Origin of the sequence: Corynebacterium sp. KPL2825 (genome assembly GCF_037908445.1) — a bacterium.
Classification (GTDB): Bacteria; Actinomycetota; Actinomycetes; order Mycobacteriales; family Mycobacteriaceae; genus Corynebacterium; species Corynebacterium kefirresidentii.
In genome coordinates, this window is sequence record NZ_JBBMGI010000004.1 from 166,572 (window position 1) to 181,843 (window position 15,272).

Annotated in this window: 16 protein-coding genes; 3 read left to right on the forward strand and 13 right to left on the reverse strand. The window is 60.8% G+C overall.

Translation table 11 applies throughout. The annotated features are described in order from the left end of the window. The first annotated feature begins 22 nt into the window (after window positions 1-22). Window positions 23-3,484, forward strand: coding sequence for an arabinosyltransferase domain-containing protein (locus WMQ00_RS04810; RefSeq protein WP_308767148.1), 3,462 nt, complete (start codon window positions 23-25; stop codon window positions 3,482-3,484). Here the strand turns inward: WMQ00_RS04810 and WMQ00_RS04815 are convergent. The 3 genes from WMQ00_RS04815 to WMQ00_RS04825 form a co-directional block, all read right to left on the reverse strand. Next, a complete protein-coding gene (locus WMQ00_RS04815) occupies window positions 3,423-4,799 on the reverse strand; it encodes a PepSY-associated TM helix domain-containing protein (protein ID WP_340440718.1) in 1,377 nt (458 codons plus the stop codon). The genes WMQ00_RS04810 and WMQ00_RS04815 overlap by 62 nt on opposite strands. A gap of 63 nt (window positions 4,800-4,862) precedes the next feature. Beyond that, window positions 4,863-5,756, reverse strand: coding sequence for an alpha/beta hydrolase fold domain-containing protein (locus tag WMQ00_RS04820; RefSeq protein ID WP_340440719.1), 894 nt, complete (start codon window positions 5,754-5,756; stop codon window positions 4,863-4,865). A gap of 39 nt (window positions 5,757-5,795) precedes the next feature. Then, on the reverse strand, window positions 5,796-7,730 hold the full coding sequence (locus WMQ00_RS04825) for a M13 family metallopeptidase (RefSeq protein ID WP_340440721.1): 1,935 nt from the start codon (window positions 7,728-7,730) through the stop codon (window positions 5,796-5,798). A gap of 42 nt (window positions 7,731-7,772) precedes the next feature. On the opposite strand from WMQ00_RS04825, the gene WMQ00_RS04830 reads away from it, so the two are divergent. Further along, window positions 7,773-8,354: a hypothetical protein gene (locus tag WMQ00_RS04830; protein WP_239207801.1), complete on the forward strand. Its 582-nt coding sequence runs from the start codon at window positions 7,773-7,775 to the stop codon at window positions 8,352-8,354. Beyond that, the gene (locus WMQ00_RS04835) at window positions 8,355-9,206 is read left to right on the forward strand and encodes a PrsW family intramembrane metalloprotease (RefSeq protein WP_340440722.1); all 852 of its coding nucleotides are present in this window, start codon (window positions 8,355-8,357) and stop codon (window positions 9,204-9,206) included. A gap of 58 nt (window positions 9,207-9,264) precedes the next feature. Here the strand turns inward: WMQ00_RS04835 and WMQ00_RS04840 are convergent, their stop codons facing one another. From WMQ00_RS04840 to WMQ00_RS04885, 10 genes are all read right to left on the reverse strand, one after another. Beyond that, window positions 9,265-10,131 carry a hypothetical protein gene (locus tag WMQ00_RS04840; protein ID WP_308767144.1) on the reverse strand — a complete coding sequence of 289 codons (867 nt, stop codon included), beginning with the start codon at window positions 10,129-10,131 and terminating at the stop codon, window positions 9,265-9,267. 27 nt (window positions 10,132-10,158) lie between these two features. Then, window positions 10,159-10,476, reverse strand: a complete 318-nt coding sequence (locus WMQ00_RS04845) for a DMT family transporter (protein WP_023027792.1) — start codon at window positions 10,474-10,476, stop codon at window positions 10,159-10,161. Continuing rightward, a complete protein-coding gene (locus WMQ00_RS04850) occupies window positions 10,473-10,832 on the reverse strand; it encodes a DMT family transporter (protein ID WP_308767143.1) in 360 nt (119 codons plus the stop codon). The genes WMQ00_RS04845 and WMQ00_RS04850 overlap by 4 nt, the downstream gene beginning before the upstream one ends. Further along, window positions 10,829-11,134, reverse strand: a complete 306-nt coding sequence (locus tag WMQ00_RS04855) for an MGMT family protein (RefSeq protein WP_239207791.1) — start codon at window positions 11,132-11,134, stop codon at window positions 10,829-10,831. The genes WMQ00_RS04850 and WMQ00_RS04855 overlap by 4 nt, the downstream gene beginning before the upstream one ends. Before the next feature lie 5 nt (window positions 11,135-11,139). Then, on the reverse strand, window positions 11,140-11,967 hold the full coding sequence (locus WMQ00_RS04860; RefSeq protein WP_340440723.1) for a VOC family protein: 828 nt from the start codon (window positions 11,965-11,967) through the stop codon (window positions 11,140-11,142). Beyond that, a complete protein-coding gene (locus WMQ00_RS04865) occupies window positions 11,968-12,252 on the reverse strand; it encodes an RNA-binding S4 domain-containing protein (protein ID WP_150851437.1) in 285 nt (94 codons plus the stop codon). A 35-nt stretch (window positions 12,253-12,287) separates the two neighbouring features. Continuing rightward, window positions 12,288-13,223: an alpha/beta hydrolase family esterase gene (locus WMQ00_RS04870; protein ID WP_248099298.1), complete on the reverse strand. Its 936-nt coding sequence runs from the start codon at window positions 13,221-13,223 to the stop codon at window positions 12,288-12,290. Beyond that, a complete protein-coding gene (locus WMQ00_RS04875; RefSeq protein WP_049358954.1) occupies window positions 13,216-13,545 on the reverse strand; it encodes a YbjQ family protein in 330 nt (109 codons plus the stop codon). The genes WMQ00_RS04870 and WMQ00_RS04875 overlap by 8 nt, the downstream gene beginning before the upstream one ends. A 9-nt stretch (window positions 13,546-13,554) precedes the next feature. Beyond that, entirely contained in the window at window positions 13,555-14,229 is a 675-nt protein-coding gene (locus WMQ00_RS04880; protein ID WP_308767141.1) for a LysE family translocator, read from the reverse strand. 136 nt (window positions 14,230-14,365) lie between these two features. After that, the gene (locus WMQ00_RS04885; protein ID WP_239229370.1) at window positions 14,366-14,734 is read right to left on the reverse strand and encodes a LysE family translocator; all 369 of its coding nucleotides are present in this window, start codon (window positions 14,732-14,734) and stop codon (window positions 14,366-14,368) included. Between the last annotated feature and the right edge of the window lie 538 nt (window positions 14,735-15,272).

Consider the following 15,272-nt stretch of genomic DNA (forward strand, 5'->3'; position numbering starts at 1 on the left):
TATCTGACGTAGACTAATCGCCGTGTCAGATAGCCTCACTACGAATACCACCCAAGCGCGACCTGCTAGCTCCCGCTTCGCCGCCGCCCCCGCGGGCCTGCGGTGGACCGCGATCATTGCCGGACTGATTGGTTTCCTGTGTTTTGTAGCCACCCCGCTACTGCCGGTGACCCAAACTCAGTCCTCTTATGACTGGCCGCAGCATGATTCCGTGCAGTCCATCAACGCGCCACTCATTTCCGTGGCGCCAGAGGATCTTCAGGCCACCATCCCTATCTCCGCAGTCGATGAGCTGCGTGAGGGACAGTCCATGGTCTACGGCACCGTCCCTCCGGAGTCCAAGAAAGCCTCCAACCGCGGCCTTTTTGTCCGCGCGAATGAGGAGGGCCTTTCCGTTGTCTCCTTGGATGAGGTTCTGCTTACCCTCAACTCCAAAGAGGTAGCCAAGCTCCCCAAGGACGCCAAGATTGAGATTTCCGCTACGGGCGATGGCACCAGCGTGCGCGTGGGGGATCATGAAAAGACCACCGAGGAGGATCTGCGCCCGCAGGTCACCGGTGTCTATACCGAAATAGACGATAAAGCGGACGTGCAGGCCCTGCTTGACGACGGCCTCAATGTGCACGTCGATATCAACTCCCGCTTCACCTCCTCCCCGACGGTGCTCAAGACCATTGCCATGTGGCTGGGCACCGCCATGGTGGTCGTATCCCTGTTCTGCCTATGGCGCATCGACCGCCTCGATGGCCGCCGCTTTGGCTTCATGCCTAAGACGTGGAAGAAGGTGCGCCCGCTCGATGGCGTGGTGGCCGCCGTCTTGGGATTTTGGTATATCTTCGGCGCCAATACCTCCGATGATGGCTTCATCTTCTCCATGAGCCGCGTCTTCGATCACGCGACCTACATGGCCAACTACTACCGCTGGTACGGCGTGCCAGAGGCGCCCTTCGGCGCCCCCTATTATGACCTGGTTGCCGTTCTCTCCCAGATTTCCACCGCCTCGGTCTTCGTGCGCTTGCCCGGCCTGATTTCTGGGCTCATCATCTGGTTTATCCTCTCCCGCGAGATACTTCCGCGCTTTGGCCAGCTTGTCGACGGCCGCCGGGTCGCTCACTGGACCGCGGCGCTTATGTTCTTGGCCTTCTGGCTGCCCTATAACAACGGCACCCGCCCCGAGCCCATCGTGGCGCTTGGCGTGATGTTTACTTGGGCCTCCTTTGAGCGTGCCATTTCCACCCACCGCCTGCTTCCGGCGGCCGTGGGCACCATCGCCGCAACCATCACCCTGGCCGCCGGCCCCACCGGCCTCTTTGCCGTGGGCGTTTTCCTGGTCAGCCTGCCGCACCTCTTCCGCGCCATGGCCGAGCGCGTGCCGTCCATGGGCGGTGGCACCTTGGGCTGGCTCGCGCTCATTGCGCCATTCCTTAGCGCTGGCACCGCCATCATGGTTGCCGCCTTTGGTGACCAGACGCTATCGACCGTGCTGGAGTCCACCCGCGTGCGCTCCGAGGTTGGCCCCTCCCTGCCGTGGTACGCGGAGTACGCGCGCTACTCCACCCTCTTCCAGGAATCGGTGGATGGCTCGCTCACCCGCCGCTTCGCGGTCTTCACCATGCTCTTCTGCCTAGTGCTCATCGTGGCGGCCTTCATCAAGGACCGCCGTGTCGTCGGTGCTGCCGTTGGCCCGACCCAGCGCCTGCTCATTATCGTGGCGCTGTCCATGTTCTTCCTCATGTTCACCCCCACCAAGTGGACCCACCACTTTGGCATCTACGCCGGCGTGGCCGGTGTTATCGCCGCCCTCGGTGCCGTGGTGCTCTCCCAATTCGCGCTGCGCTCGCCGCGCGCTCGCACCTTCGCTATCGCCGCGGTGGTCTTCTTGCTAGCCATTTCCTTCGCCGGCTGGAACGCCTGGTGGTACGTTTCCTCCTTTGGCATCCCGTGGTGGGATCGCACGGTGCAATTCAAGGCCATCGAGGCCAATAAGGTGCTCCTCGCCATCGCGCTGGTCATCTTCGCCATCGGCATAGTGCAGTCCCTGCGCCATAGCTACCGCAAGTCCCAAGCAGAAGAGGCCGGCACCCTGGCGGAATTTGAGAAAAATGCCGCCGCTAAGGTTTCGCGCTCCGCCGGTATCATGTCCGCGCCCATCGCCTTGGCCTGTGCCATCGTGGTAGCGCTATCGTGTGCTTCCTTTGCCAAGGCCACCGTCTCGCAGGCGGATTCCTACTCCGTGGGCAAGGGCAACGTAGCCTCCCTGCGCGGCAATACCTGCGCTCTGGCGGATCAGACCATGGTGGAGACCAACACCAATGATTCCTTCCTGACCCCGGTTGAAGGCGACTTGGGCGATTCCCTGGTGGACCAGGACGAGACCCACAAGGGCTTCGATCCAAACTTCATCCCTGAATCCATCGAGCCGGAAAACCAGAATTCCGCCTCCGTAGGTGCCATCGCGGATGGCTCCAGCGACTCCTCCTCCGATAGCGCGGAGACCGCTACCTCGGGCGCGGATACCGAATCCGGCGGTAGCAGCGATTCCGCTGATTCCCAGGAGACAAAGAATAAGCAAGACAAAAAGGACAAAAAGTCCAAGGAAACTACCAATACCTCGGAGGGTGGAGTACGCGGCACTGAGGGTGTCAATGGCTCTACCATGCACCTGCCGTTCAACCTGGATTACACCAAGGTCCCGGTGCTCGGCTCCTATTCCGAGGCGCAAGACTCCACCTCTGAGGTGACCACCAAGTGGTACAACCTGCCAGAGGCCAAGGACAATACTCCCGTGCTCGCCGTATCTGCAGCCGGCAATATCTACCACCACGACGTCAACGGGGTAGAGCAGGAAGGCATGAAGCTTAGCCTCGAATACGGCACCATCGATGGCTCCGGAAAGGTCACCAATACTGGCGAGGAAGAACTCTCCGCCGTCGGTGCCACGCCAAAGTGGCGCAACCTGCGCCTGCCGCTGGATAAGTTGCCAAAGGATGCCAACGTGGTGCGCCTGGTAGCAACGGATGATTCCACCGATGAGGATGACTGGCTGGCCTTTACCCCGCCGCGCGTGCCGGAGCTGGACACCATCAATAACCAGTTCTCCAAGGACACCCCGGCACTATTGGACTGGGCCGTAGCCCTACAGTTCCCGTGCCAGCGCACCTTTGACCACTTCGCCGGCGTCACGGAAATCCCGGAGTATCGCATCCTGCCGGATTCCTCGGCCCAGACCTCGCTGACGGACTTCCAGTCCTTCTCTGGTGGTGGCGCCATGTCCACCGCGGAGGCGGTCAACTACTCCTATGAGATCCCGAGCTACCTCAATAATGATTGGGCACGCGACTGGGGTGCCATCGAAAAGTACGAACTGCGTACCGATTCACAGGGCAATGCCCCAGTCCCAGCCGAGATTGATTATGAGGACATTACCCGTTCCGGACTGTGGAAAGACTCCGAGATGAAGATTCGCCCCGAGGGCGAGGAGTAACCTCCCCAGCGGCCGCGCCCCGATCCTGCTTCGGGGCGCGCAGGCGCCGCACGATCCAATCACCTACGAAAAAGAGCAATAGCGAAGCGCCAAAGAGCGGCGCGATGATTGAGTAGGCCACCACCCCCGCCAGCACGGCGGGGGTAATTTTTAGCTCGGGCAGGCTGCGGCGCGGTTTCTTCCACCACATCCACAGGCCCGCAATGCTCACCACGAGCAGGCCGAGGGCGAGTACCGCCAATGCAACCTGGCTATAGATTCCAAAAAGCGTCCCCATGTGCAGCTGGATGAGCCACGAGGTTAGCTGTGCCGCAAGCGGCCAATCGGCCGAATTGATGCGGTCGATGACCTCCCCGTTCGGAGTAACCGCCATGGCGTCGCTGCGTAACTTGAAGGCCGCACGAGCCTCCCGCACGCCCCACGCATCGCCGGGCTTTTCCGGCGGAGTCATTTCCAGCACCCCGGTCAAACCCTGGCTACGGGCGGTCGATTCTGCAGTTTGGGCTCCGGCGAGTTCTGCAGCATCGTGGTGTCCCGTATGCCCGGCGTGACCCGCGTGCCCGGCGTGGTTGGCATGCTCCCCTGTCCCAGTGCTAGCCCCCGCTTCTGCAACGGAGGTGGCCACGGACGGTTCCTTCCAATTAAGTTCCTCACGCACCTTGCCAATACTTGTGCCCGCTACCAGCGACCATGTCAGGCCGGTAACCGTAAGAAAGAGGAAGCCCGGCAACAACCAGGCACCCACGCGGGCGTGCAGCGCCAGTACTTTAGAGGGCTGCTTCTTATTCCTTTGTTTACGCTTGAGCCACAGGTAGAGACCGAGGATGCTCAGCGCGCCGAGCCACGAGGCCGCAAGTTCGGCATAGAGGCGGCCAGGCTCGCCCAACCATAGGGTGCGGTGGCCATTAGAGGCCCACGTGCGGAAAGGGAGCGCCCGCGAGCCGCCATATTGTTGTAGTTCGCCAGTGATGTGCAGGTCCACCGGGTCTACAAAGACGGCGTGGGTGTAGCTGGAATTGGGGGCGGTGGGGTCGTCGAAAAGCACGCGGGTGGTCTCCTGCGGATCTTCGGAAGGCTCGACTCGAACCACGGTCCCATCCGGGTGCTGGCGCTGGGCGGTGGCAATCTGTTCATCAAGGCTGCGCGGGCTGCCTTGCGCGGTGGCTGTCACCTCATCGTGGTAAATCCACGGTTCAAAGGTGGGCGCCAAGGCATAGAGAAACCCGCTTAACGCTGCGACGATGAGAAAGGGCGCAATGATTACGCCGGCGAATTTATGCAGGCGCGATAGCGCGCCATGAGTGGATATGGTCATGCGGAACTAGTCGCGAGCCTATTGAAACTAGTTCCCTTTTAGCATGGAACCTCCAGGCAATTGTTATTTTTCTAGCTCTCCTGCCAGGAACGCGGCCGCATCCCGCACGCGCTGACGGGCAACCGCCGGGGTAGACACGCGGTGGGTAGAGACATAATCGCGCGCCACGGCGCCGGGCACAGAAACACGCGCAGCAATCTCATCCTCGGTCGCGGTCTGGACGAAAATATCCGGGCAGAGCTTAGAAAGGTCCGCCGGGATTGCATAGCCGGCACGGAGATCCTCCGGCAGATTCGCCAAGGCACCGAAATCGGGGAAGGTGAGCAGGAGGGCGTCGGCAGGCGCAAGCGCCGCCAGTGCTCCGCCGGAAGAATATCCCCAAGTGGTGACGTTGGAAGCACCCTGCTTGCGGGCATAGTCGATGGCGTGCTGCACGGCAGTGACCATCTCCGCCACGGTGTGCACGGGTGCAAGCGGATAGTCCACATCGATGATGGTGGTGCCAGATAGCTGCGCGGCGGCTGCTACCTCAGGGCGCCATTGCATCTCTAGTGCTTGGCCAGCACCGCGCCACCAGCCGCCGGAATGGAGCGACACCGCCCAGCGGCCGGTGGGCTTTGTGGGCCAAAAAATGGTTCCCACCTCAGATTCTTCCACGCTGATGCCCTCCGTATAGGCGGTTCCCGGCAGCGCATGATCCACCGCAGTGCCGAGCACCATCATTGCCGCATGCGTAATGCGATCCGGCAAGAGCGCGCAATATTGATCCGCCTCAGGAAAGCCGCCCCCAGCCCACGGTGGGCGGAAATCCGGGGTGTCATAGTGGGCGTCGATATAGGCAACGAGCTGCTCAAGCTGCTCCTTGTCGTCCATCTGACGGTCCTGGCCGCCGATGTGCCACTCCTGGCCCGGCTCCAGCGGGCGGTGCGGATCCTGGTTAGCATCTGCGTTAGTCATGCCACCGAGCCTACGCGCACCGCCTACCGGCGGAAAGGGCTACCAAATGGTGACGCGATCCTCCGGCGCAATGTACATGGAAGAATCTTCTGCCACGTCAAAGGCTTCGTAGAACTCCGCAATATTGGCCGCAATGAGGTTGCAGCGGAACTCCGCCGGCGAGTGCGGGTCAATGGCTAGGTACTGGGTGGCCATCTCCGGACGGATGGCGGTGCGCCATACGCGGGCCCAAGACAGGAAGAAACGCTGTAGGCCATTGTAGGTGTGCTCAGCCAGCTCTGGCTCGGCACCGTCTACCTCGAACCTTTCCTCCTTGCCCTGCAGGTCGATGCCCTTATCGGCGCAGTAGTTCTTAAAAGCCACCACGGCGATACCCAGGCCGCCTAGGTCACCGATATTCTCGCCCAGGGTAAAGCTGCCGTTCACCCCAGTAGATTCGATGCCGGCCTCCTTGAGTACCGTCGGTACCTGGCCATTGAACTGCTCCACCAGCTTGGCGGTGAGCTTTTCAAAGGCGGCGCGATCCTCATCGGACCACCAGGAGTTCAGGTTGCCCTGACCATCAAACTGCGAGCCCTGGTCATCAAAGCCGTGGCCAATTTCGTGGCCGATGACAGCACCGATGGCGCCGAAGTTTTCTGCGGCATCGACCTTCGGGTTATAGAACGGCGGGCGCAGGATGGCGGCCGGGAAGGTGATGTCATTGACCACTGGGTTATAAAAGGCGTTGACCGTTTGCGGGGTAGTCACCCATTCATCGCGATCGGCCGGCTTGCCAATCTTGGCCAGCTCGAAGTCGTGAGAAAAGGCAGAGCCGGCACGCGCATTAGCCAACAGGTCCGCGCCCTTGCCGGAAACCTCGAGGCCGGAGTAATCGCGCCAGGAATCTGGGAAGCCAATCTTGGCCTTGAACTGGGAAAGTTTCTCCAAGGCACGCTCGCGGGTGGTCGGGGTCATCCACCCCAGCTGAGAGATGCGCTCGCGGTAGGCAGCAATGAGGTAGGCCACCAGCTCATCCATCTCGCGCTTGGAGGAGTCCGGGAAGTGCTTATCCACGAATACCTGGCCAATCTCTTCGCCCACGAGGGACTCAGCCAGGCCTACCGCGCGCTTCCACCGGTCGCGCTGCTGGGTGGCGCCGGAGAGCTTGGTGCCGTAGAACTCAAAGTTCTTCGCGCCTACTTCCTCCGGCAGCATGGCCGCGCGGGAGCGCAGGATGTGCCAGGTGGCCCACAGCTGCCAATCGGCCATGCGCTCGGAGGTAAAGAGACTCTCGAAGTGCTCGAGGTAGGACGGCATCATATTGACTACGCGGTGCTCCGGCAGGTTGCCGCCGGAGAGCACGGCCCGCGCCATGGCGGGCAGCTCGCCAAACTCACACGGGTTATAGGTCTTGACCGCATCGCGGGTGGAGACCACATCCCAATGGCCAGCGGCAAGTTCCTTTTCCAAACCCACGATGCGCTGGGCGGCTACCTCGGCGCCCAGGCCGAAGAGGCGGGCTGGGTCGAGGAACTCCAGCATCTCTGCCACATGCTTTTCATAGGCGGCCAGCGTTTCGGCGTGGGCTTCCTCGCGGTAATAAGCCTCATCCGGCAGGCCCAGGCCGGATTGAATGACATAGGCAATGGCGTCCTCGGAACCAGAGTCCTTGGATACCCAAAAGGTCACCGGGGAGCCGACACCGGTGCGCTCGAGTTCACCCAGGCGTTGCGCTAATTCCTCTGGGTCGGCCGCGCTCAGGCGGTCCAGATCCGCATCCAATGGAGCCATGCCGGCCGCATTAACCCCTTCGGTATCCATAAAGGAGGCATAGAGCTTGCCCGGTCGGCCATTGTCCTTTTGCACGATATCGTGGACGAGTTCTTCGGCCTCGTCGCGCAGCGCGTGGAAGGTGCCGTCCACGCCGCGATCATCGGGAATGACGTGGCTTTCCAGCCAGGGTCCATTGACTAGTTGATAAAGATCTTTCATGCTTGCCACTCTAGGGCAAAGCGACAAGATAAGGTGTGGTCCATGAATTTTTATCGCTTTCCTCCAGCGCAGCCGCGGCGCCTTTTCTGCGCAGTCATTGCGTTCGTGGCGGTGGTTCTTGCCCTGCCCATGATCGTGCAGGCGGCGCTGGGGGATTCTTCCGCAGACGTCGAGCAGGTCACCCTAGCCGAGCCCAGCCAGGACTGGGAGATTGACGTTCCCGATCTTTATTGCGAGCGCGACTATGAATCCCTCGCCAGCATCGGCTGGAACTGCGGCGATGTCAGCGTACAAGCCACCCTTACCGAGGATGCCAAAGACGATGCCACCACCTTGCGCCGCATGGTCCGCGCCCTAGCCATGGCGCCTTTGCCGGCCGATGCCCCTACCTTCGACGGCACTAACGGGGCACTCCTGCTTGCCGACGCCCCCTCCTCCACCGCCGCCCTCTCCCTCGACGGCACCGGCGAGGACGAAAACAAGGATTGGGTGGTCACCGTGACCGGCAAGGGTGAGCAGGCCCGCGCCACCGCTTCTCGCATTTGGCATGCCTTCGGCCAAAAGGATCTACCCGCCGATGCCGATTCAGAATTCGCTGATTTCTCCGGGGAGTTGATGTTCTAGATGTCTAAGCTCTTTCGCACCACGCTGTGGATCTTATCCGCCATTGGACTCATCGCCTTCTTTTTCCAGACGCTAAGCACATTTTTGATTTCTCCCCTGATGGGCCTGCTCAGCCTGCTCATCGCCGCCATACTCGTGGCGCTGGTCATCTACCTTCTGCAGCGCAGCCCCATGTGGGCCCGCCCGGCGCGCCTATGGTCCACGCTGGCTTTCCTTTGGGGCGGCGGAGTAGCCGTTGCCTTGGCGCTTATCAGCGCTGGGCCGGTCATGCAGCTCGCCATTGGCTCCGGCTGGGTCGACGCCATGATGTCGTGGAGCGGTGCCTATCCGGAAGAAATTTCTAAGGCCACCGGCGTAATCTTCGTGCTCATGTCCTTCCGCCAGCTCAACCGCCCATGGCATGGCTGGATGGTGGGCGCAGTGGTGGGCCTTGGCTTCGAGGCCTGCGAAAATATCCTCTACGGCGCCATGGGCGCCACCATGCATCCTGATAGCGATATCCAGGGGCTTTTTGAAATGTGGGGCCTGCGCCTTATCGCCGGTCCTGGCCTACACGTATTGCTCACCGCGCTGGCCGGCTGGGGCATCGGCTGGGCACTCTATGCCGCCGCCAAACCCGGATGGTGGCGCATCGGAGTCTTTCTCGGCGCCCTAGCCGCCTCATTCACCCTGCATTTTTGTTGGAACTACCTGCACGATTCCGAGGTGGCCTCGATCATCCAAGCCGTTGTCGTGGCGCTTATTCTTTACCCGCTGAGCATCTGGCTGGTGCTGCGCGGTAATAAGCTTGCCAAAACCGACGAGAGCTACAGCCACAGCACCGCCGAAGACGCCCTCGCCTTCATCCGCTAAAGCCGCCTGCGCTATCCAACCCCAGCACGCTTTGTAGTTCTGTCGAGCTCTGCAAGTCCTAGTTGCACACACGCATCGGCGTTACCTGCGCCAATGCCTGGTTCGCGCTCGCGCAGGCTTGACGCTCGTAGCTCGCTGCCGTGCGGGTGGCATCGCGAACGGCCTGTCGCGCGGGGCCTTGTAGATTCAAATCGCGTTCGATGCGCGCGCCAATAGCTTGGCTAGAACCGCCCGCTGCGGGTAGTGCGCCTGGGTCACTATGTACGGCCCGGGTGACATCTGCGGTATGAGTGCCCGCGTCACCGTAGGTATTGGCGGCTACGGTAAATCCAGGGGCGGTGGATACCGAGGCATGGATGCGGCGATTATCGGACCAGCCAAACTTGGTACCGATAACGCCCGGAATTCGTGAGGTACCAAAATCTTGGCGGTAGCCATCGGCAGCCACAGGGGCGGCGTTAGCCATGCCGGTCATGATGGGTGCGGCAATGGGATCGTGCTGAATACGCGAGGTAAAACGCGCTACATCTTCAGTGGAGGTCGTGGTCGTTCCCCAATACCCGGTGTAGTGCGTTTCGCGCAGGCCAAACTCGTGGATGGTGCTGGGGATGGCTTGCGGGTAGCGGCGATCCAAGTCGGTGGCCACGTTGTCATCGCTGACGCGGATCATGTGCTCCACGCGGGCTTTGTCGGTCGGCGCACCGTATTTTAGGACCCAATAGCCCAAGTAGAGCTTGCTCAAAGACAGCGCAGGACGAGACTCATGGGCATTAGCGGTGGACACAGTCGCGCCAGAATCATGCCGGACGGTGATCTGGGTGCGCGCGGGCACAGCGTGCGGATCGAGGGTGACAGCCTGGGCGGCAGGGGCGATTGCGAGGGAGAGTGCGGTAACCAGGGAACCTACCGCCAGCTTTTTCATCATGAAAATATAGTAGCGCCCCCGCAGGTGCTACGCACCAGCTTCTACCAGCAGCACTCCTCCGACTATCAGCACCACTCCGAGGGATTTTAACCAGGTGAATGGCTCCTTGAAGAGGAGATATGAGGCGACGGCGGTAAGCGCGACACCAGTGGCAGCCCAGATGCCATAAGCCACGCCCAGGTCCATACCGGCCTTAAGCACGAGCGCCAAAAACCCATAGGCACTGACATAACACAGGGCGACGAGCACAACCCAGAAACGACGACCGGTCACCGCGGACATGCGCAGGCACAGCGTGCCGGTGACCTCAATGGCGGTAGCGAGGAAAAGCAGAAACCAGATCATTGCGGTGCCACCTCCACCGTGCGGTCTTCATCCTCGTCTGGTTTAGCGCCCATTTCCACGCAGAATACGCCGGCCATAATGAGCGCGATGCCAGCGAGTTTTACTGCTCCGAGCGGCTCGCCAAAGAGCGCGGCGGAAAGCAGCGCGGTGGAAATTACTCCGCCGGATGCCCAGAGGCCGTAGGCTACACCCACGTTGACGCCTTCTTGCATGACGCGGTGCAGGAGCACGAAGGCAAGAATGAAGCAGAGGGCTGCTACACCGTAGATCCAGAAATTGTCCACGGCGTATTTCAGCGCGATGGTACCCACGACTTCGCTCGCAATCGCGAGAAAAAGGATGAACCAGGCCCTCACTCCATCAACTCCTGTAATTCGCGGGCGTCGATTCCGTGCTCGTGCATTTTAACGCGGCCACCAGCGTGGGCGATTGCCTCCCGGTCCCAGTAGTCCTCTGCACGGACGGGATCATGAGAGGTGCCATCGGCGCGGACCACGCGCCACCAGGCAGTTCCGGCACCGTGGCGCTTTAACACGGTACCGACGTTGCGCGCGCCGCAACCGGCCACCTTAGCCACCTCACCATAGGAGGTGACGTTGCCGGGTGGAATAACGGCCACGACCGCCAATACGCGCTTGACCAGTGGCGACTCACTCATCGTGATTACTGCGGGTCAAGGCCCAACACATCATCCGCTTCGGTTGGCTCCTCTTCAGGGGCGTCTTCGACCTCGGTGAGGGTGATGGTCGCACCGGTGGAATCGGCCAATAGGCACATGCGGCCAAAGGGCGAATCCCATGGTTCGCGGATGACCTCGCCGCCTAGTTCCACGGCCTTCTTCGCAGCGGCGTCGATATCGCGCACGCCCAAGTAGGTCTGCCAGAAGCTCGGCACCTGGGGCGGGAACTGACCCTCGGCGTTCCACAGGCCAGCAAAGGGCGCACCGTCTTCTTCCGCGGTGGCGTAAATGAAGTTCTCATCCTCGGACTGCATGGCGCGAATTTCCCAATTGAAAAGCTCTCCATAAAAGTCCATTGCGCGCTGGAAACCCGAGGTTGCGGTGAGCTCGTGCCATACCGGGGTGCCGGGCTCGCCGGCAGCGACAAAGTGTTCTGGGCCGGCGGGCTGGATGAGGCCGAACATGCCGCCGGCGGCGTCGGCAAGCAAGGCCATATGACCTAGCTGCACTTGCTGCGGCTGCACCAGGATGCGCCCGCCTAGGCTCTCGGCGCGCTGGCAATCGCCCGCAATGTCCTTGGAGAGGAAGTAGGTCACCCAGGTATCCGGCATGGGTGCCTCTTCCGGCTGCGGGATAAGCCCGGCGATGGGCAGGCCCTGTAAGCGCGCCATCTGATAGGGCTTTTCCTCCGCGGACTCGGCGGAAATCTCCCACCCCAGGACTTCCTCGTAGAAGCGCACGGACTTGCGCGGATCCGAGGTGGTCAGGTCAATCCAGTAGGGCATGCCCACTTCAGCTTCGAATGCTGGCATCTACATATTCCTCCACTTTTCCGGGTCAAAGTCATCATCGGCCGTGGCCTCGTCAAAGTAATCATCGTCATCGTCCGGCTCGCCCACCCGTGCGCAGGCATCCTCGATGCACACTTCGTCACCCGGGTGGAGCGTGGCGCCCCGGCGCGTTTCGGGCTCGCCATTGACCGTAACCACGCCTTCCGCGATGAGTTCCTTGGCCTCGCCGCCGGTAGCCACCAAGCTGGCCAGCTTGATGAACTGCCCCAATTTGATGGAATCGCCGTTGATAGGAATGTCTAGCATGCCGCCCAGCTTACCCAGCCCGCGCGCTGCGCTGACTACGGGTGGGCAATATGGAAGAAATCCAGCACCGTATCGGTGGTCCATTCTGCCTTAACTAAGCCGGAATGGTCCGTGGCCCCACCGTTCCACGTGTGCGTGCCGCCGTGGATGGTGTACTGCTCGGTGCGCGCATCACATACCCGCCAGGTAAAGTGCTCCACTGCTTCTTTCCGACGCCTCTTTGGAAACGGATTGCACCCATTCTCTTTCGCAATCCCGCGCAGCGATTGTTTGACCGAGTGGTAGTGCGCTCCGTGTTGGCGCCCACCGCCATATTTCATCAGCGCGTCCTTAGTGCCGTGGATATCCAGGTAATCGGTGGGCTCGCTGGCACAGTCTTTTTCCACGCGGTCATATTTTGCCGCCGAAACCGTGGCCACCGCATCGAATAGGCCCGGCCGCTTGCAGGTCACCGCGCGGGCGAATCCGCCGCCATTGGAAAAGCCCACGCCATAGGTGGTGTCCGTGGCGGGATAATGGCGCCGGACGAAATCAATCGTGTCATCCACGTACTTGAGGTCATCTTCCAAGCTGGTTACCGCATAGGGTGCCGGTGCCCACGCCTTGCCCGCACCTTGGACAAAGACGGTAATGGCATCGCCTTGGGAAAGGTCAGTGCCTTTAAACATATTTCCGGCGTCCATCTCATAGCCGTGCATCGCCACGACCACGGGCAAGCGGTGGTGCTTATCCGCATTAAACGGCACGTGGACTACAAAACTGCGATGATTTTGTAGGTTAATGATCTGGTAGCGGCCATTGGCCGTTGTGCCCTGGTCCGGCAGCGTGGTGATATAGCCATCGGCCGCGCCTTGCGATTCATTTGGCACGCTGCCCGGCTGCGGCGGTTCTTCCTCGCACCCCGCCATGAGTCCGGCGGCCGCGCATAACCCAGCGCACAGGGCCAGTGTTTTCTTGCCGATTTTAATCACGAGCGCGCAGCTTCACCGCCGTGCCAGTGGCCGTGACCATCAACATGTCATTCGACGTTCCCATGGGCGAATAATCGAAGGCGATGCCCACCACACCATCGGCCCCGAGCTCCTGACCGCGCCGCCACAATTCATCGAGTGCCGCTTCGCGTGCTTTGATGGCCTCGCTTTCGTACCCGGCGGAGCGCCCACCGGTGATATTGCGGATGGATGCCCCGAAATCCTTCAGCATATTAATACCGATGACGGTTTCCCCGGCGATAATGCGGATATAGTCCGTAATCTCATAACCATCAACGGTATTGGTAGTGGTAAAAATCATGGCCCCAGATTACATGGCTATAAGTCCACGCACGCCCTCAAAAAGGATGATGACACCGAGCAAGAGGAAGACCACGCCGCTGACAATATCCACCCAGGCGGAGTTCTTAGCCATCCACTTCGAAACCGCGCGGGTACTTAAAGCCACGCCGACAAAAAGCACGAGGCTTTCCAGAATCAGTACGGCACCCACCATGAGATTGGCGCCGATGCCCATGCCGGGATCAATGAAATTGGCAAAGATGGCGCCAAAGAAGATGACCACCTTGGGGTTCGAAAGATCGCAGATAAATCCCATGCGGTAGGCAGTGCCCGCCTTGATAATGCCGTCCGGTGTAAACCCGCGTGGCTGCGGGGCGCGGGTTTCGGTGCCCACGACGGTTGTGGGCGCGCGACGCTCCTTGATTCCACCGGTAATGGCGGTATAGGCCATCCACAGCAGGTAACAGCCACCGAGAACCTGCAGCGCCACGAGGATCCCAGGGTGCGCGGAAATCAGCGCGGACAGCCCCGCCAAGGAGGCCACGGTCCAAATGGTAAGGCCGGTGGTACTACCCAGCGCCGCCCATACGGCTGCGCGCGTAGAACGCGCACCTAAGCGAATGATTTGCACTACGTCTGGGCCCGGCGAGGCCATCGCCGCGAACCACACGCCCATCAGGGTCACGAGGGCGCTAATAGCCACCTAACACCTCCATACTCGCATGCCATTGGATCAACGCATGCCACTATAAGGACGCTCTCACCTGCAGCGAAACAGGTAAGTCCTGTGATTTAGATAGCGCTTATATCAACTCTTTTATAGAAATCCGCCACCTGCACTAACCAAAGAGCTCGATAGCGCCCTCGACGGCCATAACGAGTCCCAGCACCGCAAAGATAAGACCCGAAACGATATCGATGGCCGCAGAATGATGCGCAATCCAGCGCGATGCCGCGCGCACAATGAGCGCAAAGGTAGAAAACCACGTCAAGGACATCGCCAAGAGGATTACCGCCACCGCAACGGTCCACGTGGGCGACATATCGGGGCGAATAAACTGCGCGAAAACCGCACCAAAGAATACCAGCGCTTTCGGATTGGACAGGTTGGTAACCACCCCGAGCTTATAGGCGAGCCAGCCAGTCAAGTCATTAATGCTGCCGGCCGCGATGGCCTGTTCCGTGTAATTCTCGGTGTCCGCCACCACGGTAGGTACGCGGCGGACTTAAAACCGGAACGAATCGAAGACACGCTCATATGGACAAAAGCCCGCCAATGAGTTGCAGCGCACCCAACACACTAGGCCGTGCAGTGATCACCGCGGAGCGCCAGCCAAGGATGCTGTCACCCAAAACTCTGTGCCGCTGCACACCCCAACGCACACATCAACCCGGCGCGGGTCGCCCGCGGGGTCACACGGATGACTTGAACCAAGTGGAGTTCCGTTTCAATAACTAGTGAGATTCGTTGATGATTCTCGTCGAGTGTTGAGTCAGGACTAGTGCCCGGCGCTTTTGCAAGGGGCCTACCCGCGTAGTTGTACATCGTCCGTCGTGCGCCGCTCCGCGGTGGGGAGGAGCCCGATGGGGCGCGGGACTATGCCCATCGAGACGTAGGTCGTGTCCGCCTCGGGGTGATGCGCCGCTAGTTCGGCTCGCTTCCACGACAGAACGAGGAGCCGGCGCGACGATCGACGTGGACGACGGCTCCGCCCAAGGGGACTGCTGTACGATCAGGCAACAACT